The sequence below is a fragment of the Pseudomonas frigoris genome (assembly GCF_047758635.1).
Taxonomy (GTDB): domain Bacteria; phylum Pseudomonadota; class Gammaproteobacteria; order Pseudomonadales; family Pseudomonadaceae; genus Aquipseudomonas; species Aquipseudomonas frigoris.
Window position 1 is genome coordinate 1,282,969 of sequence record NZ_CP180479.1, and the last position, 20,167, is coordinate 1,303,135.

General features: G+C 59.5%; 16 protein-coding genes and 2 pseudogenes. 6 read left to right on the plus strand and 12 right to left on the minus strand.

The window, feature by feature from the left end:
- The first annotated feature begins 165 nt into the window (after window positions 1–165).
- Entirely contained in the window at window positions 166–2,595 is a 2,430-nt protein-coding gene (locus ACMXYH_RS05785) for a TonB-dependent siderophore receptor (RefSeq protein ID WP_415766568.1), read from the plus strand.
- Between the two features lie 134 nt (window positions 2,596–2,729).
- Here ACMXYH_RS05785 and ACMXYH_RS05790 read toward each other — a convergent pair whose 3' ends face one another.
- Window positions 2,730–3,605, minus strand: a complete 876-nt coding sequence (locus ACMXYH_RS05790) for an AraC family transcriptional regulator (protein ID WP_134421957.1) — start codon at window positions 3,603–3,605, stop codon at window positions 2,730–2,732.
- 138 nt (window positions 3,606–3,743) lie between these two features.
- On the opposite strand from ACMXYH_RS05790, the gene ACMXYH_RS05795 reads away from it, so the two are divergent.
- Window positions 3,744–4,646 carry a DMT family transporter gene (locus ACMXYH_RS05795; RefSeq protein ID WP_415766569.1) on the plus strand — a complete coding sequence of 301 codons (903 nt, stop codon included), beginning with the start codon at window positions 3,744–3,746 and terminating at the stop codon, window positions 4,644–4,646.
- A gap of 26 nt (window positions 4,647–4,672) precedes the next feature.
- On the opposite strand, the gene ACMXYH_RS05800 is transcribed toward ACMXYH_RS05795, so the two are convergent.
- The 4 genes and pseudogenes from ACMXYH_RS05800 to ACMXYH_RS05815 all read right to left on the minus strand — a co-directional run bounded on the left by ACMXYH_RS05800 (window position 4,673) and on the right by ACMXYH_RS05815 (window position 8,204).
- Window positions 4,673–5,182 (minus strand): DUF2165 family protein, encoded by a 510-nt coding sequence (locus tag ACMXYH_RS05800; protein ID WP_415766570.1) that lies wholly within the window; start codon window positions 5,180–5,182, stop codon window positions 4,673–4,675.
- Between the two features lie 143 nt (window positions 5,183–5,325).
- A complete protein-coding gene (locus ACMXYH_RS05805) occupies window positions 5,326–6,300 on the minus strand; it encodes a 2-hydroxyacid dehydrogenase (RefSeq protein WP_415766571.1) in 975 nt (324 codons plus the stop codon).
- A gap of 638 nt (window positions 6,301–6,938) precedes the next feature.
- Window positions 6,939–7,209: pseudogene (locus tag ACMXYH_RS05810) on the minus strand (DUF6124 family protein); the annotation flags it as partial.
- 26 nt (window positions 7,210–7,235) lie between these two features.
- Entirely contained in the window at window positions 7,236–8,204 is a 969-nt protein-coding gene (locus ACMXYH_RS05815) for a LysR family transcriptional regulator (RefSeq protein ID WP_008150590.1), read from the minus strand.
- Between the two features lie 294 nt (window positions 8,205–8,498).
- On the opposite strand from ACMXYH_RS05815, the gene ACMXYH_RS05820 reads away from it, so the two are divergent.
- The 4 genes from ACMXYH_RS05820 to ACMXYH_RS05835 all read left to right on the plus strand — a co-directional run bounded on the left by ACMXYH_RS05820 (window position 8,499) and on the right by ACMXYH_RS05835 (window position 13,431).
- Window positions 8,499–10,010: an efflux transporter outer membrane subunit gene (locus tag ACMXYH_RS05820; RefSeq protein WP_415766572.1), complete on the plus strand. Its 1,512-nt coding sequence runs from the start codon at window positions 8,499–8,501 to the stop codon at window positions 10,008–10,010.
- A gap of 138 nt (window positions 10,011–10,148) precedes the next feature.
- Window positions 10,149–12,353, plus strand: a complete 2,205-nt coding sequence (locus ACMXYH_RS05825) for an FUSC family protein (protein WP_415766573.1) — start codon at window positions 10,149–10,151, stop codon at window positions 12,351–12,353.
- On the plus strand, window positions 12,343–12,543 hold the full coding sequence (locus ACMXYH_RS05830; RefSeq protein WP_007896379.1) for a DUF1656 domain-containing protein: 201 nt from the start codon (window positions 12,343–12,345) through the stop codon (window positions 12,541–12,543). The genes ACMXYH_RS05825 and ACMXYH_RS05830 overlap by 11 nt, the downstream gene beginning before the upstream one ends.
- Before the next feature lie 39 nt (window positions 12,544–12,582).
- Window positions 12,583–13,431, plus strand: a complete 849-nt coding sequence (locus tag ACMXYH_RS05835) for an efflux RND transporter periplasmic adaptor subunit (protein WP_415766574.1) — start codon at window positions 12,583–12,585, stop codon at window positions 13,429–13,431.
- Between the two features lie 151 nt (window positions 13,432–13,582).
- On the opposite strand, the gene ACMXYH_RS05840 is transcribed toward ACMXYH_RS05835, so the two are convergent.
- The 7 genes and pseudogenes from ACMXYH_RS05840 to ACMXYH_RS05870 form a co-directional block, all read right to left on the minus strand.
- Complete coding sequence (locus tag ACMXYH_RS05840; RefSeq protein WP_134417203.1) at window positions 13,583–13,981, minus strand: DUF4440 domain-containing protein; 399 nt, start codon at window positions 13,979–13,981, stop codon at window positions 13,583–13,585.
- On the minus strand, window positions 13,978–14,805 hold the full coding sequence (locus ACMXYH_RS05845) for an SDR family oxidoreductase (protein WP_415766575.1): 828 nt from the start codon (window positions 14,803–14,805) through the stop codon (window positions 13,978–13,980). The genes ACMXYH_RS05840 and ACMXYH_RS05845 overlap by 4 nt, the downstream gene beginning before the upstream one ends.
- 34 nt (window positions 14,806–14,839) lie before the next feature.
- On the minus strand, window positions 14,840–15,304 hold the full coding sequence (locus ACMXYH_RS05850; protein WP_129438311.1) for a multidrug transporter: 465 nt from the start codon (window positions 15,302–15,304) through the stop codon (window positions 14,840–14,842).
- A 162-nt stretch (window positions 15,305–15,466) separates the two neighbouring features.
- Window positions 15,467–16,428 (minus strand): annotated as a pseudogene (locus ACMXYH_RS05855) (IS110 family transposase).
- 328 nt (window positions 16,429–16,756) lie between these two features.
- On the minus strand, window positions 16,757–18,208 hold the full coding sequence (locus tag ACMXYH_RS05860; protein WP_129438309.1) for a mannose-1-phosphate guanylyltransferase/mannose-6-phosphate isomerase: 1,452 nt from the start codon (window positions 18,206–18,208) through the stop codon (window positions 16,757–16,759).
- Window positions 18,209–18,314: 106 nt separating this feature from the next.
- Entirely contained in the window at window positions 18,315–18,968 is a 654-nt protein-coding gene (locus ACMXYH_RS05865; protein WP_129438307.1) for an alginate O-acetyltransferase AlgF, read from the minus strand.
- A gap of 14 nt (window positions 18,969–18,982) precedes the next feature.
- Complete coding sequence (locus tag ACMXYH_RS05870; protein WP_129438305.1) at window positions 18,983–20,158, minus strand: alginate O-acetyltransferase; 1,176 nt, start codon at window positions 20,156–20,158, stop codon at window positions 18,983–18,985.
- Window positions 20,159–20,167 lie beyond the last annotated feature (9 nt).

Here is a 20,167-nt window from a genome sequence, read left to right on the forward strand (position 1 = left end):
AAATGTGGGAGCGGGCTTGCTCGCGAAGGCGTCCAGTCAAGCAATACATAATCCCGATAAAATTATTTTCAAAATTTTGGTGAGGTAAACCCAAGCCCCATTCGTGTAGTGACTGAAACTGCGAGTCATTCGCATTCCGTTGTGGTTCTACACAGGTCATGAGCAATGAAGTCCAGGGCAAAATCGGGTTCGGTCAAACAATGGTTGGGTACGTGTGCCTTGAGCTTTTCGGCGTTGGCATTGCTGCCGTTGAGTATGGCGGTGGCGGCTGAGGCCGGCAGTGCCCGACAGAATGCGCAGTTCAGCTTCGCGATGGCCGCCAAACCGCTGCCCCAGGCCTTGAGCGACTTCAGCCGGATCACCGGCATCAGCGTCATCTACACCGATGAGGCGCCGTACGGTCTAACCGCCCCAGCGATCAATGGTCAGTTGAGCGCCGAACAGGCAATGCAGCGTTTGCTCAGCGGTTCGGGGTTCACCTTCCGTCGCACCGACGCCCACACATGGGGGCTGGAGCCGTTGCTTACCGAGGGTGCCTTGAACCTGGGCGCGACCACCATCACCTCGGTGGCCGATCAATCCATGAGCTATCAGCCACCACCCACCAGTTCGGTGATGCGCTCATCGGCCTTGCTTCAGGAAATCCCCCAGACCGTTAACGTGATTCCGGCTCAGGTCATGCGCGATCAGGCACCGCGCAATCTGGATGACGCCTTGGCCAACGTCAGCGGCATTACTCAAGGCAACACACTGGCGAGCACTCAGGACTCGGTGATGACTCGCGGCTTCGGCGACAACCGCAACGGCTCGATCATGCGCGACGGTATGCCGCTCGTGCAGGGCCGAGGCATGAATGCGACCGTGGACCGGGTCGAAGTGCTCAAGGGCCCGGCCTCGCTTCTTTATGGCATTCAAGACCCGGGCGGTGTGGTGAACATGGTCAGCAAAAAGCCCGAGCTTGAGCAGTACAACGCATTGACCGTGCGCGGCTCGACTTACGGCGACGGCAAAAACGGCAGCGGTGGCGGTCTCGACAGCATGGGTGCGCTCGGCGAATCCGGGTTGGCCTATCGCATGGTCCTGGACCACGAAGACGAAGATTACTGGCGCAACTTCGGTACTCACCGCGAGACATTGGTAGCACCGTCACTGGCCTGGTTCGGCGAAAGCACCAAGCTGCTGTTCGCCTACGAACACCGCGAGTTTCTGACCCCGTTCGACCGTGGCACGATCATCGACCCGCGTGACAATCATCCGCTGGACATCTCTCGCGAGCGTCGTCTCGACGAGCCGTTCAACAACATGGAAGGCCGCTCGGACCTCTATCACTTCGAGGCCGATCACGAGCTCAGCGACAACTGGAAAGCCCACTTCGGCTACAGCTGGAACCGCGAAACCTACGACGCCAGCCAGGTGCGCATCACCGCCATCGACACCAAGAAAGGCACCCTGACTCGCAGCATGGACGGCACTCAGAACGCGATCAGCACCGACCGCTTCACCACCGCCAGTCTTGAAGGCAATGTCCAGCTCGCGGGAATGAAGCACGACCTGGTGTTCGGCGTCGATGACGAGTACCGCAAGATCTACCGCGAAGACCTGATCCGTCAGAAAAGCTTGAGCACCTTCAGCTACGTCAACCCGGTATACGGCCGCGAAGTCGCCGGCACCACGGTCAGCCCGGCCGACAGTGCGCAGACCGATGAACTGCGCAGCGATTCGTTGTTTTTGCAGGACTCGATTCACCTGACCGATCAATGGATTTTCGTCGCTGGTGCACGCTTCCAGGAATACGACCAGTACGCCGGCAAAGGTGTACCGTTCCAGGCCAACACCGACAGCAACGGCCAGAAATGGGTGCCTCGCGCCGGCCTGGTGTATCGCTACACCGATGAACTGTCGTTCTACGGCAGCTACACCGAGTCATTCAAACCCAACTCGACCATCGCGCCGTTGAGCGGCAGCAGCACCGTGCTTGACGGCAGCGTCGCGCCGGAAGAAGCCAAGTCCTGGGAAATCGGCGCCAAGCTCGACATGCCGGGCCGCGTCACCGGTAACGTCGCGCTGTTCGACATCAAGAAACGCAACGTGCTGGTGGCCAACTCCGAAGGACCCGTGACGATCTACAGCGCCGCCGGTGAAGTGCGTTCCCGTGGTCTGGAAGTGGACCTGAGCGGTCAGCTGAGTGATCGCTGGAGCATGATCGGCAGCTATGCCTACACCGATGCCGAAGTCACCGAAGACCCGATCTACAAAGGCAAAAAACTGCAAAACGTAGCGAAGAATAGCGGCTCGCTGTCGGCGGTTTATGACTTTGGCACCATCGTCGGTGGTGATCAGTTGCGGGTTGGCGCGGGTGCGCGTTATGTCGGCGAGCGAGCGGGTAACGCCGTGAACGATTTCGACTTGCCGAGCTACACCGTGGCTGATGCATTCGCCACTTACGACACCAAAGTCGAGGGGCAGAAGGTCAAATTCCAGCTCAACGTGAAGAACCTGTTTGACCGCACCTACTACACCTCGGCGGCGAGCCGGTTCTTTGTGTCGATGGGGGATTCGCGGCAGATTTCGTTGTCCAGCACGTTGGAGTTCTGATCGCAGACCGCGTCATCGTTCTTCGCGAGCAAGCCCGCTCCCACATTTGACCGAGTTCTATCATGGGAATGCGATCAAATGTGGGAGCGGGCTTGCTCGCGAAGGCTGCATCCCAGACACCGAAAATCTCAGGCCTACCGCAAAAACGCCTGCCGATACTCTCCAGGCGTTCCGCCCAATGCCTGCCGAAACCGATTGGTGAAATGACTCGCACTGGCAAACCCACACGCCAGTGCAATATCCCCCAACGGCTGCGACGTCGAACGCAACAACTCCCGTGCCCGGCTCAGTCGTCGCGACAGCACGTACTGATGCGGCGGCAACCCAAAGCTCTCTCGAAACATCCGCGCAAAGTGATACTCCGACAGCGCGCACAACGCCGCCAATTGTCCCAGGCTGATGGCCTCGGCCAATTGGTTGTCGATGAACTCCACCAACTGCCGTCGCTGATGCGCAGCCAATCCGCCTTTCAGCCGCAAGCCCTCACGCATCCCGACCTGGCCGAGCAATACGTGGCTGAGCATTTCATGGGCCAGGCTGCTGGTGAGCACGCGTTCGCCGGGCTCGTCCCAGTTGAGTGTGAGCATTTGCCGAAAGCGCCGGGCTTGCGCCGGGTCGTCCAGAAAAGTGGCTTCGCGCAACTGCAGCTCGCGAGGTTCGCGGTCCAGCAACGTAACGCAGCCGAGGGCAAATTGTTCGGGGCTGAAATACACATGGGCCAGGCGAATATCGCCGTTGATCACCCAGCCCGATTGATGCTCGGCCGGCAGGATGCACAGCTTGTCGGGGCCGCCCTTGGTGCCGGGCTGGTCGCGGCGAAAGGTCCCGGTGCCGCCGGCGATGTAGCAGGACAAGGTGTGATGGCTCGGCGCTTCGTAATCCTGGGCGTCGTGATGGTTGCTCCACAAGGCTGCAGCCATGCCGTCACCGAGCTCGGCGCTGTGCTCCAGGCGAGCATTGGGCGAGCGGTTAAGGGCTTGAAAGACTTGCAGGGTTTCCAGTGCGGGCATGATCGGTTCTCTCCAACGCCTTGCATTCTACTCCGTAGCCGTTCGGCTGCCAGCCTGTGGCCCGACAAAAGCGCAGGTTTATGCAAGTGCGAAAGGCCTTGGCGCAGGACACTGAAGGCCTATTCAGGAGTCTTTGCCATGAACCTTTCGTTGTATCTGCTGACCGTGCTGATCTGGGGCACCACCTGGATTGCCTTGAAATGGCAATTGGGCGTGGTGGCGATTCCGGTGTCGATCGTCTATCGCTTCGGCCTCGCAGCGTTGGTGCTGTTCGTGATGCTGCTGCTGAGTCGCCGCCTGCAAGTGATGAACCGTCGCGGGCACCTGATCTGTCTGGCGCAGGGGTTGTGCCTGTTCTGCATCAATTTCATGTGTTTTCTGACTGCCAGCCAGTGGATACCCAGTGGTCTGGTCGCGGTGGTGTTTTCTACCGCCACGTTGTGGAACGCACTCAATGCACGCGTGTTCTTCGGTCAGAAAGTCGCTCGCAATGTGCTGATGGGCGGTGCGCTGGGCTTGTTCGGGCTTGGCCTGTTGTTCTGGCCTGAGGTGGCGGGCCACACCGCGAGCCCGCAAACCTTGCTCGGGCTGGGCCTGGCATTGCTTGGCACCCTGTGTTTCTCGGCCGGCAACATGCTGTCGAGTTTGCAGCAGAAGGCCGGCCTGAAACCACTGACCACCAACGCCTGGGGCATGGCCTATGGCGCGGCGATGTTGTCGGTGTGGTGCCTGATCAAAGGCATCCCGTTCGACATGGAATGGAACGCGCGCTACATCGGTTCGCTGCTGTATCTGGTGATTCCCGGCTCGGTGATCGGCTTCACTGCTTACCTGACGCTGGTCGGGCGGATGGGACCGGAGCGGGCGGCTTATTGCACTGTACTGTTCCCGGTGGTGGCACTGAATGTCTCGGTATTTGCCGAAGGCTATCAATGGACCGAGCCGGCATTGGTGGGACTGGTGTTGGTGATGCTGGGAAATGTGCTGGTGTTTCGTAAACCCAAAGCGCCGATGGTGCAGGGGAACGGCAAACTCGCTTGAAGATTTGGGTCGAGCGCTGAGGTCTCTCAACGCTCGGTCCTGAGGGCGACGAATATCAGCAATGGGAATATAAAGTCAACAATATGCCGGGCCCAGTCCTTGGCGTTCCATACTTGTGATGTATCCATGTTGAACCATTCGACGCCAATAACTTGCAGGCAGACGTAATAGACAAAAATTCCGATAATCAAGCCAATGAGTGAATACTTTTTAGCTTCATGGAAATCATCGGCGGAAGCATTTATGTGTCGATAAAGATGATAGGCACCTACCAGGCAATAGGCCGTATAGGTGACTTCCAGAGTAATAATTAACCAGTAAATTCGGTGGTGAAGCATGGGCGAGGTGATTGCCCTGTAGCTCAGGCTCAGGTTTTCCCGGGTGGTGTCCATGCTCAGGACATGGCCGACGTATACATAGTTTGAGGCGTAGTCGGTAAAGTTGCTGTACATCACCAGTAGGCCAAAAAATCCTATATAGGTCATTAGCAGGATTTTGATGTATCTGATAAGTTTGTCAGTTGTAAGGTTGTTCAAGGTTGGTGTTCTCCGTCACTGCTTTCCGTTGGTCGGATAAGTAGTGGGGGAGTTTATAGTGCTTAACTATTTTAAGTGGATGGACTGAATTGCAAGTTGTGTAACCCAACGGGCAGACGTTTAAAAACGTCTGCCCGTTTTAATCAGCCTTTCCACACTTGCGGGTTCACCAGGTCTTGCGGCCGCTCACCCAACAAAGCGCTGCGCAGGTTGGCCAGGGCTCGGTTGGCCATGGCCTCGCGGGTTTCATGGGTGGCGGAGCCGATGTGCGGTAACGTCACAGCGTTTTTCAGCTGGAACAACGGCGACTCGGCCAGCGGTTCTTTCTCGTAGACATCCAGCCCCGCGCCACGAATCTGGTTGTTTTGCAGCGCCTCGATCAATGCGGGTTCATCCACGACCGGACCGCGGGCGATGTTGATCAGGATGGCGCTTGGTTTCATCAGTGCCAGTTCGCGGTGGCTGATCAGGTGCTTGGTTTTTTCGCTGAGTGGCACGACCAGGCAGACAAAATCGGCTTCGGCCAGCAGTTGATCAAGGCTGCGGAACTGCGCGCCGAGTTCTTGCTCCAGCTCGGTCTTGCGGCTGTTGCCGCTGTAGAGGATCGGCATGTTGAAGCCCAGACGCCCGCGACGGGCGATGGCCGCACCGATGTTGCCCATGCCGACGATGCCCAGGGTTTTGCCGTGCACATCGCAGCCGAACAATGGCGCCCCGACGGTGGCTTGCCATTGGCCGGCCTTGGTCCAGGCGTCCAGTTCGGCGACGCGGCGGGCGCTGCTCATGAGCAGGGCGAAGGCCAGGTCGGCGGTGCTTTCGGTGAGGACGTCGGGGGTGTTGGTGAGCATGATCCCGCGTTCGTTGAAGTAGGCGACGTCGTAGTTGTCGTAGCCGACCGAGACGCTGGAGACGACTTCCAGTTTGGCGGCGTTTTCCAACTGTGCGCGACCGAGTTTGCGACCGACGCCAATCAGGCCATGCGCGTGGGGCAGGGCTTCGTTGAATTGGGCGTTGATGTCGCCGTTTTTCGGGTTTGGCACGATAACGTCGAAGTCTTGCTTGAGGCGTTCGACCATTTCGGGAGTGACGCGGCTGAAGGCGAGGACGGTCTTTTTCATGGGAGGAGGGCTCTCGGCGCAGGTGAATGCCAAGCACGCTAACATTCTTCTTTGGATTTGGGCGAGGCCGTTGGGCTCTTTTGTCCTTGGCGGCCTTTGGGCCGACTATGTTCCTGTTGGTGGTGTACATATCCATTTCTGCGGTAACGGCGGCTGGCGGTTTCGCCCTTACGGCGAGGCACTTTTTTCAACGCCAAAAAAGTACCCAAAAAGGCTCGCCCCGAGCGTCCGGCCCCTCGCCTAGGCTCGGCGTTCCGGTATCCATCCGGGGACACTGCCCTCCGGTCTGCTGCGCGACGACCTACATGCAGCGTGTTCGACTGCGTCGAACGGCGCTGCGCGCCACTCCCCGGATGAACACCTCCACTCAGCCTCCCGATATAGGGCGGGTGGATCAAGATCAAGAGCTGCAGGCGAGCTAACGCTCGGCCTGTTGAGTGGTGAGGAGCGAAAGGCGTATCCGAACCATAGATGTGGGAGCTGGCCTGCCTGCGATGGCGGCCTGACAGCCGACCAATATATTGCTGATGTACCAAATTCAATTGTGGGAGCGGGCTTGCTCGCGAATGCGGTGTGTCATTCAGCATTAATATCGACTGAAGCACCGCTTTCGCGAGCAAGCCCGCTCCCACAAGGGATTAGCTGTGCGGCGAAGGTTTTGGTGTGTCGATGTTACCCAGCACTCGGTTCGCCGTGATCTCCGCCAGCATGATGATGTTTGAAATGCCCAGCAGGGTATTGCGCGACCCACCGTCAAGATGGTCCACCAGGTGATGGACCATCACATCGACCGAGGCTAGCGTCTCGACCAGAAAAACCACTAGGGTTTCGGTCTTGGCCTCTGAGTCCACTGTGAACAGTGTTGGGCGTGCGCGGGGTGGCTTTGATGTCGGCAATCGACGGGAAGTGGAGGTGGCAGCTGTACGCGGACAAAATCAGTTCGCCACCCGAACCCCACCCATGCTCCCACTCAACTCATAAGCCACCAATTCCGCCTGATGCGCCGCCAAAATCTCCGGCAACGACCCGCGCAAATACTCGACCCACGTCTTGATCTTCGCATCCAGATACTGCCGCGACGGATAGATCGCATACAAATTCAATTCTTGCGACCGGTAGTTCGGCATCACACGCACCAGCGTCCCGTTGCGCAACCCTTCAATCGCTGCATATACCGGCAAAACCCCAACCCCCATGCCGCTGGTGATTGCCGTCTTCATCGCATCGGCGGAGTTCACCAGAAACGGTGAGCTATTGATCGTCACCATTTCCTGGCCTTCCGGGCCGTCGAAGGTCCATTTCTCCAGCGGAATCACCGGGCTCACCAAACGCAGGCACGCGTGGTTCAGCAAATCGCTGGGCTTCTGTGCGCAGCCGTTGGCTTTCACATAGGCCGGCGAGGCGCAAACGATGCTGTAGGTGATGCCCAAGCGCTGGGAGACGAAGCCCGAGTCCGGCAGCTCGCTGGCGAGCACGATGGACACGTCGTAGCCCTCGTCGAGCAAGTCCGGCACGCGGTTGGCCATGGTCAGGTCGAAAGTGACGTCGGGGTGGGTCTTGCGGTAGCGGGCGATGGCGTCGATCACGAAGTGCTGACCGATGCCGGTCATGGTGTGCACTTTGAGCTGCCCGGCCGGACGGGCATGGGCGTCGCTGGCTTCGGCTTCGGCTTCTTCGACGTAGGCCAGGATCTGCTCGCAGCGCAATAGATAGCGCTTGCCGGCTTCGGTCAGGGCGATGCGTCGGGTGGTGCGGTTGAGCAGGCGGGTTTGCAGGTGGGCTTCCAGGTTGGAGACCGCGCGCGAAACGTTGGCCGTCGTGGTATCGAGTTGCACGGCGGCGGCGGTGAAGCTGCCGGCCTCGGCCACGTAACTGAAGGCGCGCATGTTTTGCAAAGTGTCCATGGGGTGCTCTCTAGGCGAATGGCAAATTGTGACACGAAGTTGCTGACTTTCTACAGGCGACTAAAGATGGACTGACGGATTATCGCGTTAACGGTAACAAAGATTCACAGGATTCCCAGCTTATCGCCAACAAAGCCGACCCCTAGAATTGCGCCCACCTCTGTAGGAGCTGTCGAGTGAAACGAGGCTGCGATCTTTTGATGTTGCCTTTAAAAGCGAAGATCAAAAGATCGCAGCCTCGTTTCACTCGACAGCTCCTACGGGGGATCTATCTCAACTCAGGAATTTGCAGCAGTGCCGCGTCGCATCAACAGAGCGCTTCAGACGCTCAGTGTTTTGGCTTTAACCCTGGCAATCAGCGGCTGCATCGGTACCGGAGGCATTGCCCCAGAGGGCAAGGCATTCGAGGCCAATTCATTGGCCACCGACGAAGCCATCCAGAACGCTGCACAGGACGCTCACTGGCCCACCGCCCAATGGTGGCAGGCCTATGGCGACCCGCAATTGAACCGCTGGATCGACCTCGCCCTGCAAGGCAGCCCGACCATGGCCATGGCGGCGGCGCGAGTGCGTCAGGCCAAGTCCATGGCTGGCATCGCCGAGTCCGCCGAGTCGCTGCAGATCAATGGCGAATCCACTCTCAAACGCCACAACTGGCCCACCGATCAGTTCTACGGGCCGGGCGAGTTGGCCAACACCACCACCTGGGACAACAACGCCGCGCTGGGCTTCAGCTACGCCCTCTACCTTTGGGGGCGCGAAAGCAACGCCACCGAGCGCGCCGTGGACATGGCCCACATGACGGCCGCCGAAGCGCGTCTGGCCCAGCTCGAATTGCAGAACAACATCGTGCGCGCCTACATCGAGCTGTCGTTGCATTACGCGCAACGGGACATCGTCGCCGCGACCCTGAAACAGCAGCAGCAAATTCTCGATCTCGCGCAGAAGCGCCTGAACGGTGGCATCGGCACCCATTTTGAAGTCAGTCAGGCTGAAACGCCGCTGCCGGAAACCCACCGCCAGATCGATGCACTGGACGAAGAAATCGCCCTTAGCCGCAACCAGCTCGCGGCACTTGCGGGCAAAGGTCCGGGGGAGGGCGCGCAGTTGCAACGGCCGACGTTGTCGTTGGGCGCGGCGCTGAAGTTGCCATCGACCTTGCCCGCGCAACTGCTTGGCCAACGCCCGGACGTGGTCGCCAGTCGCTGGCAAGTAGCGGCCCAGGCGCGGGGCATTGACGTCGCCCATGCCGGGTTCTACCCCAACGTCGATCTGGTCGGCAGCCTCGGTTACATGGCCACGGGCGGTGGAGCGTTGGAGTTCCTGACCGGCAAGAAGCTCAACTACAGTGTCGGCCCGGCCATCTCGTTGCCGATCTTCGACGGCGGCCGTTTGCGCTCGGAGCTGGGCGAAGCCTCGGCCGGTTACGACATCGCCGTGGCCAAGTACAACCAGACGCTGGTCAACGCGTTGAAAAACATCTCCGACCAGTTGATCCGCCGCGAATCCATGGACAAGCAGCAAACCTTCGCCGCCGAGTCGGTGGCCGCTGCGCAGAAGACCTACGACATTGCGATGATCGCCTACCAGCGCGGGCTCACCGACTACCTCAACGTGCTTAACGCCCAGACTTTGCTGTTCAAACAGCAACAAGTTCAGCAGCAAGTGCAGGCCGCGCGACTGAGTGCTCATGCCGAACTGGTGACGGCGCTCGGCGGCGGATTGGGCGCGGGTAGCGACGTGCCGAAAGACAGCCAGATCGCCGTACCGAAAACCCCGACTCTTCTTAAGAGCATCTCCAAGTGAGCACGGACCCTGTGGGAGCGAGCTTGCTCGCGATGACTGAGTGCCAGTCGACATCAATGTTGAATGTCAGACCGCAATCGCGAGCAAGCTCGCTCCCACAGGTTCCCAGCCTGACTGAATATCAATGAGCAGGATTTCATGACTCCCTTGCCCGCACCTTTGCGCTGGCTGTATTCCCTTGAATGGCGCCGGGGTTTCTTCGATTGGGCGCGCAGCGATGGCGTGACCTGGGTCTACATTTTCAAGGTGCTGTTCGCCGCGTTCCTGACCCTGTGGCTGGCCATGCGCCTGGAGTTGCCGCAGCCGCGCACGGCGATGATCACCGTGTTCATCGTCATGCAACCGCAAAGCGGCCACGTGCTGGCCAAGAGTTTCTATCGCTTCCTTGGGACATTGGCCGGCTCGGCGGTGATGGTCGCGTTGATCGCTTTGTTTGCGCAAAACACCGAGTTGTTCCTCGGTTCGCTGGCGATCTGGGTGGGCATCTGTTCGGCGGGCGCGGCGCGCTATCGCAACTTCCGCGCCTATGGTTTCGTGCTCGCCGGGTACACCGCCGCGATGGTCGGTTTGCCCGCACTGGCGCACCCGGACGGCGCGTTCATGGCCGCCGTGTGGCGGGTGCTGGAAATCTCCCTGGGGATTATTTGCTCCACGCTGGTCAGCGCCGCAATCCTGCCGCAATCCGCCAGCGCCGCCATGCGCAACGCCTTGTATCAGCGCTTCGGCGTGTTCGCGCTATTCGTCACCGATGGCTTGCGCGGTCGCAGCAAACGGGAGGCTTTCGAGGCGAGCAACGTGCGCTTCATCGCTGAGGCCGTGGGGCTGGAAGGGTTGCGCAGCGTCACTGTGTTTGAAGACCCACACATGCGTCGGCGCAATGGTCGGCTCAGTCGACTGAACAGCGAATTCATGGGTGTCACTACGCGCTTCAACGCCCTGCACCAATTGCTTGAACGCTTGCGCAGCAGCGGCACCGATCACGTGGTCGCGGCTATCAAGCCGGGTTTGCAGGACCTGGCCGAACTGCTCGACGGCTTCAGCGGCCGCGCCCTGACCAATGCCGATGCGGGGCGTCTGGTCATCGCACTGACCGCCTATAAAGAAGGTCTGCCGGCGCGGGTTCGCAGCCTGCGGGCGATCTTCCAGGAGGGCGATCCGAGCGACGCCGAGCAGCTGGATTTTCATACCGCGTACGAACTGCTCTATCGCTTCGTCGACGACTTGCACAGTTATGCACAGACCCACGCGTCGCTGGCTGATCACAGCCATGCGCGCGAGCAATGGGATGAGCCGTTCACCCCGCAAACCAACTGGATGGCGTCGGCCGCCTCGGGGATTCGCGCGGCGTTCATTCTGGTGGTTCTGGGCAGCTATTGGGTCGCAACGGCATGGCCGAGCGGTGCGACGATGACCCTGATTGCCGCCGCTACCGTGGGCCTCTCGGCGGCGACACCGAATCCAAAACGCATGGCCTTTCAGATGGCCTGCGGGACGCTCCTCGGGGCTCTGATCGGCTTCGTCGAGATGTTTTTCATTTTCCCCTGGATCGACGGTTTTCCGTTGCTCTGCGTGATGCTCGCACCGGTGATCGTACTCGGTTCGTTCCTGACTTCACGACCGCAATATGCGGGCATAGGCCTCGGCTTGCTGATCTTCTTCAGCACCGGTTCGGTGCCGGACAACCTCACCGTTTACAACCCTTACGCCTTTATCAACGACTACATCGCCATGGTGCTCGGCATGCTGGTATGCGCGGCGGCCGGGGCGATCATTCTGCCGCCCAACAGCCGCTGGTTGTGGCGTCGGCTGGAACAGGATTTGCGCGGGCAAGTGGTGTACGCCATCAGCGGCAAACTCAAGGGTTTGGCGTCGAGTTTCGAAAGCAGCACGCGGGACTTGCTGCACCAGGCCTACGGTCTCGCGGCAGGGCAGCCGCAGGTACAACGGGACTTGCTGCGCTGGATGTTCGTGGTGCTGGAAGTCGGCCACGCGATCATCGAGTTGCGCAAGGAGCAGGCGATCCTGCCGGTGCATCCGGCGTATGCCGAATCGCAGCCGTGGCGTCAGGCGATCCGGGTGATGGGGCGCTCGCTGGTGAGGCTGTTTCTGCAACCGAGCCAGAGCAATCTGGAGCGCGGCCTGATCGCCGTCGATCACGCGATCAGCCGCGTGCAAGCCACCGACGAACCTTTCGCGCCGCACTTCGACACCTCGGCCCTGCGCCGGGTGAAGAGCTACCTGCACTTTATCCGCACTTCGTTACTGGACCCGCAATCGCCGCTCGCCGGCTACATAAAGGCCAACGCCACCGCCAAGCCCCAAGGACTTGAACATGCCTCGTGAAATCGCCTTCCACGGCGTGTACATGCCGACCATGACCCTGATGTTTTTCATCGCGGCGGCGCTGGCCTGGGCACTCGATCGGTTCCTGTCCGGGTTCGATCTGTACCGCTTCTTCTGGCACCCGGCGCTGCTGCGCCTGAGTCTGTTTACCTGTCTGTTCGGCGCCCTGGCGCTGACTGTTTACCGTTGACTCTCTACCACTGACTCTCTATCACTGAAGAAGGCCCTGATGAAAAAGCTTTTCAGCCTGCTCGCCACTCTGCTGGTGCTGGCTCTTGCGATGTGGATCGGCCGGACCCTGTGGGTGCATTACATGGACACCCCGTGGACCCGCGACGGCCGGGTGCGCGCCGACATCATCAACGTCGCCGCCGACGTCACCGGGGAAGTGGTGGACGTGCCGGTGCGCGACAACCAACTGGTAAAGAAGGGTGATCTGTTGATGCAGATTGACCCCGAGCACTACCGCATCGCGGTCAAACAGGCGCAGGCGCTGGTGGCCTCACGCAAGTCGACGTGGGAGATGCGCAAGGTCAACGCCCACCGCCGCGCTGACATGGACAACCTGGTGATCTCCAGGGAAAACCGCGACGACGCCAGCAACATCGCCGACTCGGCCCTGGCCGATTACCAGCATGCTCAGGCACAGCTCGAAACCGCCGAACTGAACCTCAAACGCACCGAGGTCCGCGCAGCGGTGGACGGTTATGTGACCAACCTCAATGTGCACCGCGGCGACTACGCGCGCATCGGCGAAGCGAAAATGGCCGTGGTCGACATGAACTCGTTCTGGGTCTACGGCTTCTTCGAAGAAACCAAATTGCCCCACGTGCGGGTCGGCGATAAAGCCGACATGCAGTTGATGAGCGGGGAAGTGTTGAAGGGGCATGTGGAAAGCATTTCTCGCGGCATCTACGACCGTGATAACCCGCAGAGTCGCGAGCTGATTGCGGATGTGAACCCGACCTTTAACTGGGTGCGTTTGGCGCAGCGGGTGCCGGTGCGGATTCACATTGATGAAGTGCCGGAGGGTGTGCTGTTGGCGGCGGGGATTACGTGCACGGTGGTTGTTAAGTAAACCGTTAGACCGAGTCGCCTTCATCGCGAGCAAGCTCGCTCCCACATTAGATCTGCAATGAACACAAAGTATGTGTACGACGCAGATCAAGTGTGGGAGCGAGCTTGCTCGCGATGAAGGCGACTCGGTCCCACTGACAAATAGCGGCAGTTCACTCCTTGCAAAACGTCTCATGCAAATGCCGCCAAACCACTTTGCCATCCGCCCGCTTCTCAAACACCACCGCCGACCGCCGATCAGAGTGCAGCCCCGTCGCATCGGTCTGTTGCTCGCGATAACTCACCACTGCGCCACCGTCGTACAAAGCAATGCCACGCAACTCGCTGAGCTCAATTCTGAACCCGAGCTTCTTCCCGCCCGCCATCAAAAACAACTCACTCAACGCATCGAAATCCAGCGCCCGGCCCAACGGCGAGACCATGGAAAACTGCGGTGAAAAACGCGTCAGCAACCGTTCAAGCGCCGGCTCGTCTTGATCCTCGGCCAACCATTGCTCGATGGCGACGTGGGCCTGGATCACTTCATCAAAGTATTCGGTGTAGTCGGTCATGGAAGTTGCCCCTTCAGCCCGAACCGCTTCATCAACCCCGCCTCCAGCAGCCCTTTAGGCAACAACCCCGCCAGCAACGGTAACGCCCGACTGCCATTGCCCAAACGAATCAGGCGCGGTGGTTTGCTCTGCTGCACGGCCTTGAGCAAACCGGCGGCAAATTCATTGGCCGGGGTCGGGTTGTCCTGGGAGGCCTTGGCCCGTGCGCGAATGCCTTCACGCAGCGGCCACCAAGGCGATTGTTCGGTAATCAACTGCTCTGCCTCATGGCCGGCATTCTTGGCAAAACTGGAGGCGATGGCGCCCGGCTGGACTTCCATGACGCGCACACCGAACGGCGCCAGTTCCATACGCAGCGCATCGGTCAAGGCATGTACCGCCGCTTTCGAGGCGCAATAGGCGCCGGCAAACGGCGTGACCAAAACCCCGGACACGCTGCCGATGTTCACCACCAGACCCTTGGCGCGACGCAGCACCGGGAACAGGGCGCGGGTGACGCCGACGATGGCGAACACGTTGGTTTCGAATTGCCGCTGCATGGCCGGTACACCGCCGTCGAGCAACGGCCCCATGGCGCCATAACCGGCATTGTTGATCAGCACATCGAGGCCGCCATGTTGCTGGTTGATGCGCTCGCTCAAGTGTTCGAGCGCGGCGCCATCGTTGACGTCCAGTTGCACGGCGGTGAAACCGGCAGCGGCCAGCGCCGCCACGTCTTCTGTCTTGCGGGCGCTGGCCCAGACTTCGTATCCGGCACTTTTGAACACCTCGGCGAGGGCGCGGCCAATGCCGCTGGAGCAACCGGTAATCAACGCAACAGGCATGGCGCGGTCCTTGTGCAAAAAGAGGAAGGGAAGATCAATCGGAGAAACTACCTTGCAAACGCTCTGCGCGAAACTCCAGCGTTTGCGGGCGATAGCCAGGGCGCAGCGGCGGCAGGGGCAAACAGTCTTCCCAGTTCGCGCCGGCCTGCAGTTCGCCGGGGCCGCGATAGCGCGGTGCGGCGTATTGATTGTCGGCCAGATTGACCGTGTCGCCCGGCGCATAGGCTGCGATGCGCCAGCGCAGTTCGGTCAGCGGCACGTCGTTGCCGTTTTTCATCTTCAGTTGCAGTGGGCGGTCGGCCGGGCACTGTTCTGGCGCGTAAGTGATGCGCAACTCCAGGCGCGCCAGTTGCTTGACCTCGCGGTTGTCCATCCAGATCACCCACGTCGCCACCAGCCCCAGGCCGATGGCCGCCGCCACGGAGACGGGCAGTGCTTTGGCCGGGTAGCGCAGCAACAAAATCAGCCAGGTGATGACCAGCAAGACGCCGATGAACATGACGCAAACCTCGGGAAGGGAGAAGGTCATCCTACCTAAGCGTGGGTGCGGTTGGCGATGGGCTTGATTGTTGTTGGTGGAAGTGATGGCCTCATCGCGAGCAAGCTCGCTCCCACATTTAATCGCATTCCCATAAGACAACTCGGTCGAATGTGGGAGATTCTATGTTGCAGGGCAACCCCGCAACTTCAGGCCGGCTGGTATTTGCTCTGATTTTTCATCAGGGCAAATGCCACCCGGCAGAGTTTCCGGGCAAGGGCCACCAATGCCTGGGTTTTCGAGAAGCCTCTTGCCAAATATGACTCGTAAAACGGTTTCCATTTAGCTGAGCGACAGGCTGCCATTGCGGCGTTGTAAGCCAACCGGCGTACTTCCGGATCCCCTTTTTTGGTCAAGTGCCGGGGGCCGTTCTTCTTCCCGGAGTCATCGACCGTAAGGTCCATCCCTAGAAACGCGATGAACGCATCACTATTGGCAAAATCACCGCGCATAAAGGTCGTCGCCAACCCGGTTGCAGTCAGTTCGCCAACCCCTTCGATGGCTTTGCAGCGGTCGATATTCTCTTCAATACCCGCCTCTTTGCAGACCTTGCGCAGCAGTTTCTGAATGGCCTGATCCGCTTGCTTGAAGGCCTTTTGCTGGGCGGTCTGCACTTTCTTCAACAAGGGTTCATTGGCCCAGCTCAGCATCAGACCGGCATGGTTCTGGATTAGCGTTGCACGCCTGTGGAGCAGGCTTTTCAGCGAGGTGTAGGCCTTGGGTGGCGGGCTCCAGATCCGCAGTCCGTCTTGTTCGTTCGTCAAATAACGCGCCAGCAGACGGGCATCGCAGGGATCGTTCTTGGCTCGCTGGCCGATGCCGCGGCGATAGTTGCTCACCCGATAAGCATCCACGACATAGACCTGGTGACCCATCGCATGGGCCAACTCGACAGTGTCCAGGTGGTAGATGTTGGTGGCTTCAACGGCGATAGCGCTTTGGGCGGGCAATGTTTTAAGCCAGCGTTTAAGGGCTGTTCGATCGTTCTTGATGGCGTCAGTGGTTTGCAGGTCGGAGCGATAGATAACTATTTCAGCCTTGGCGATATCGATGCCAACAACCGTCTGCGAAGTAAGGATTGTCATGACGAATCCTCGGAGCTAGGGTTTAAGAGCTTGTCGGGGTCTACCGTTGCGCTGGCTTGCCTCTATCGTCGGTTTTACCGATGAATTCCTTATCGGCGCTTTGGGTAGAAAGGGCGGGACGAGAAGTCTCCCACGGTCTGTACTGGTCAGAGTCAGAATCGAGCTTTTAGTCCCGCCCACCCCTTCAAGTCTAAACATACAAGCGAGCTTGCTCGCGATGAGGCCCGTGGAGGCAACAAAAACGCCAGACAAAAAAAGCCCCCACCCAACCCGCTGCGGATAGGGAAACGCAGCGGGTCGGGCGGGGGCTTCTTGTGTTACAGATCAATCACCGCGCGATGGTTTTCACCGACACGCCGCGTTCGATCGGGGTAGAGCGACCGTAGATATCTTCAAACCGCTCGATATCGTCTTCGCCCAGGTAGCTGCCCGATTGCACTTCGATGATTTCCAACGAGATCTTGCCCGGATTGCGCAAGCGGTGGACCGAGGCGATCGGGATGTAGGTCGACTGGTTTTCAGTGAGCAGGAACACGTTTTCGTCGCAGGTGACTTCAGCAGTGCCGCTGACCACGATCCAGTGTTCGGCGCGGTGGTGGTGCATCTGCAGCGACAGGCACGCGCCCGGTTTGACCGAGATGCGCTTGACCTGGAAGCGGCCGCCCATGTCCACCGAGTCGTAGGAGCCCCACGGACGATAGACTTCGCAGTGGTTCTGGGTTTCGCTGCGGCCTAGTTCGTTGAGGGTGTTGACCATCTGTTTCACGCCTTGGACCTTGTCCTTGTGGGCGATCATCATGGCGTCCTTGGTTTCGACGACCACGATGTTTTCCAGGCCGATCACCGACACCAGTTTGCCGTTGCCGTGGATCATGCAGTTTTTGCTGTCCTGAATGACCACATCGCCTTTGGTGACGTTACCGTTGGCGTCTTTTTCGTTCACTTCCCACAGCGACGCCCAGCAACCGACATCGCTCCAGCCAGCGGTCAGCGGTACGACGCAGGCGCGTTGGGTTTTTTCCATCACCGAGTAGTCGATGGAATTGTCCGGGCAGCAAGCGAAGGTGGCGGCGTCGATGTCGACCGTGTCGGCATCCTGCTCGCTGCGTTCCAGGGTCAGCACGCAGGTGTCGTAGATGTCCGGATCGTGTTTTTTCAGCTCTTCGAGGAAACGGCTGGCGCGGAACAGGAACATGCCGCTGTTCCAGAAATAACCGCCGGACTCGACGAACTCGGTGGCGCGTTTCACGTCCGGTTTTTCGACGAAGTGCGAGACGCGGCTGACGCCTTCCGGCAGCAGCGAATCATTGGTCGACTTGATGTAGCCATAGCCGGTTTCCGGTTTGGTGGCCGGTACGCCGAACAGCACCATTTCGCCGTTTTCTGCAGCGACGGTGGCCAGGGCCAGCGCGCGTTGCAGGGCTTTCTGATCTTCCAGCACGTGGTCGGCTGGCAGCACCAACATCAATTCGTCGCGACCTTCGTTGACCAGCATCAGTGCGGTCAAGGCCACGGCTGGCGCGGTGTTGCGGCCGAACGGTTCCATCAGGATGCGCTGCACGTCCAGTTTACGGGCGGCCAGCTGCTCGTTGACGATGAAACGGTGTTCCTTGTTGCAGACTACGATCGGGGTGTCCATGCCTTCGAACACCAGGCGTTCCAGGGTTTGCTGGAACAATGTTTGTTCGCCGGTCAGGGCGAGGAATTGCTTAGGGAACTGTTTGCGCGAAAGCGGCCAAAGACGTGAGCCACTACCACCTGACAAGATCACCGGAATCATGTTGTTACTCCTTGAAAATCGTATGGGTCAGAGCTACTGCGTTCTGTCGTTTCACTCTTGTTCTTATTCCGTGTCCGGGTAGCCCGTGGGCTACCCGAAAATATGATTAGCGCGTCGAAACCGGGCGTTTTACCCAGACTGGCGCCAGGCTGCTGCCGGTGCCGGTCACGTACAACACGGCGGCTTCACCGCGTTCCAGGGCAACCGGTTTCACGTCGCCGACTTTCTTGTCGCCATCGTATAGAGCCAGGCTGACTTTAACCGGGTTGATTTCACGCTCGCCACGGCCCTTGGCGGCCACGGTCGGGACCACTTCGGTCTTGCCGTCAGCGGTTTTCAGGGTCAGGGCCTTGTCGCTGAGGTTCTGCACGCGAACCAGGGATTTTTGCTTGTTCTTGAACGGCGGCTCTTCGATCAGTTGCGGTGCGCCGCTGGCGTTGTTGACCAGGGTGTAATAGTGATCACCGGCCAGTTTCACCGGCAGGGACTGGCTACCGACCTTGGCGCTGTAGTCGCCGCCCGGCATGAAGCTGAAGTCAGTGCTGGACAGCGGCGCGACTTCGGCCAGGTTGGTGGTGCCGACGGTGGCGCTGACTTCAGCGTTGCCGGCGTTGTAGACACGCACGAAGCTTGAGCCTTTCGGGGCGGTCGGGCCGTAGAGCGCGGCATCGCCTGCGAAGGCGGACATCGACAGAACGCTCATGCCTGCAACGAGTGCGAAGGTCTTGGCGAGACGGCGAGGAGTAGTAGTGAAAGTCATGGTGTACCTCTCTTTCAGTTTTGCGCCCGGTCGGGCGTCTCGGATTTAGTGTTTGCGGCTACGTTTTGTTGGCGAGCGCCGGCTTCTTTGAGCTCTGCGACCCACTGCGGGTCGGCGTCACCGATTTCGTTGTTCACAGGCAGATAACGTTCAGGAAACTCCCAGATCAGCACCTGTGGCGGGCTGTTCTTGAAAGCATCACTTTTCAGATAGCTGAGCATCGGCAGAATCGGGCCGTGGCCGTCTTCGGCGTAATTGACCACGTCGCTGTTCAGCGCTTGTTTCAGCGCACCGACGAAGTTCCAGTTGGGATTGGCGCTGTAGCTGGTGCCGATCAGGGCCACCGGCACTTCAGTGTTGGCGAACAGGGCGTCATCACCGGCAGGCTGGTCCTGGGCCGCAACGGTGTTGCGTTTCTGCAACGGCTCAGGCTTGGGCATCAGGTTTTCGAACAGCGGGTCCAGCGGCAGGAACAACCGCAGGTCGCCCTTGTGAGTCACCTTCTCCGCAGGTTCAGTGATGAAGTGATGCGGCTCGCCGCTCAGCGGGTATTTGTCGGTAATGGATTTCGCCAGGGTCTCGGCGGCGATTTGTGCGCCTTCCGGGGTCCAGTGGGTGTCGGTGCGCAGGAACACTTGCTGACCGTCCAGCTTGGCTTTCAGCATCGGGCCGTACAGGTCGGGCGCGAGGACCTTGTTGGCCGCCACATGAGCGTGGAAGTCCTCATAGAGGTTGGCGTGGATGCTCGAAGGCTTCACTTCACCCAGGTGTTCCGGGTACAGGCGAGTCTTGGCCGGCACGATCGCCATGACCAGTTTCACGCCTTTCGCTTTCAGTTCCTGGCGCACGCCTTCAACCAGCGCATAGTTGCCTTGCAGGTTCAGTTCTTCGTTGACGATCGGGTTGAATTCCTCATCGCTGTACAACCACTGATCGCGGCCGAGCACGACGCCCGGACGACCTTCGTTGAACAGTTTGAAATCCAGCGCAGCCCAAAGGTTGGTGCCCAGACGCTTGATTGGGAACTCGTCGTCGTAATGCGTCTCCACAGCTTTGCTCCAGCGGCCGTTGAGCACCGTCGTTTCGGCGCTGGTGCTAAAGCCGAAGAAACTGCGCGTGGACCACACGCCCAGCACCAGCAGGGTCAGCAGGAACAAGGCGATGTAGAGGATGCGTAATGAGCGGGTCATAGTCAGATC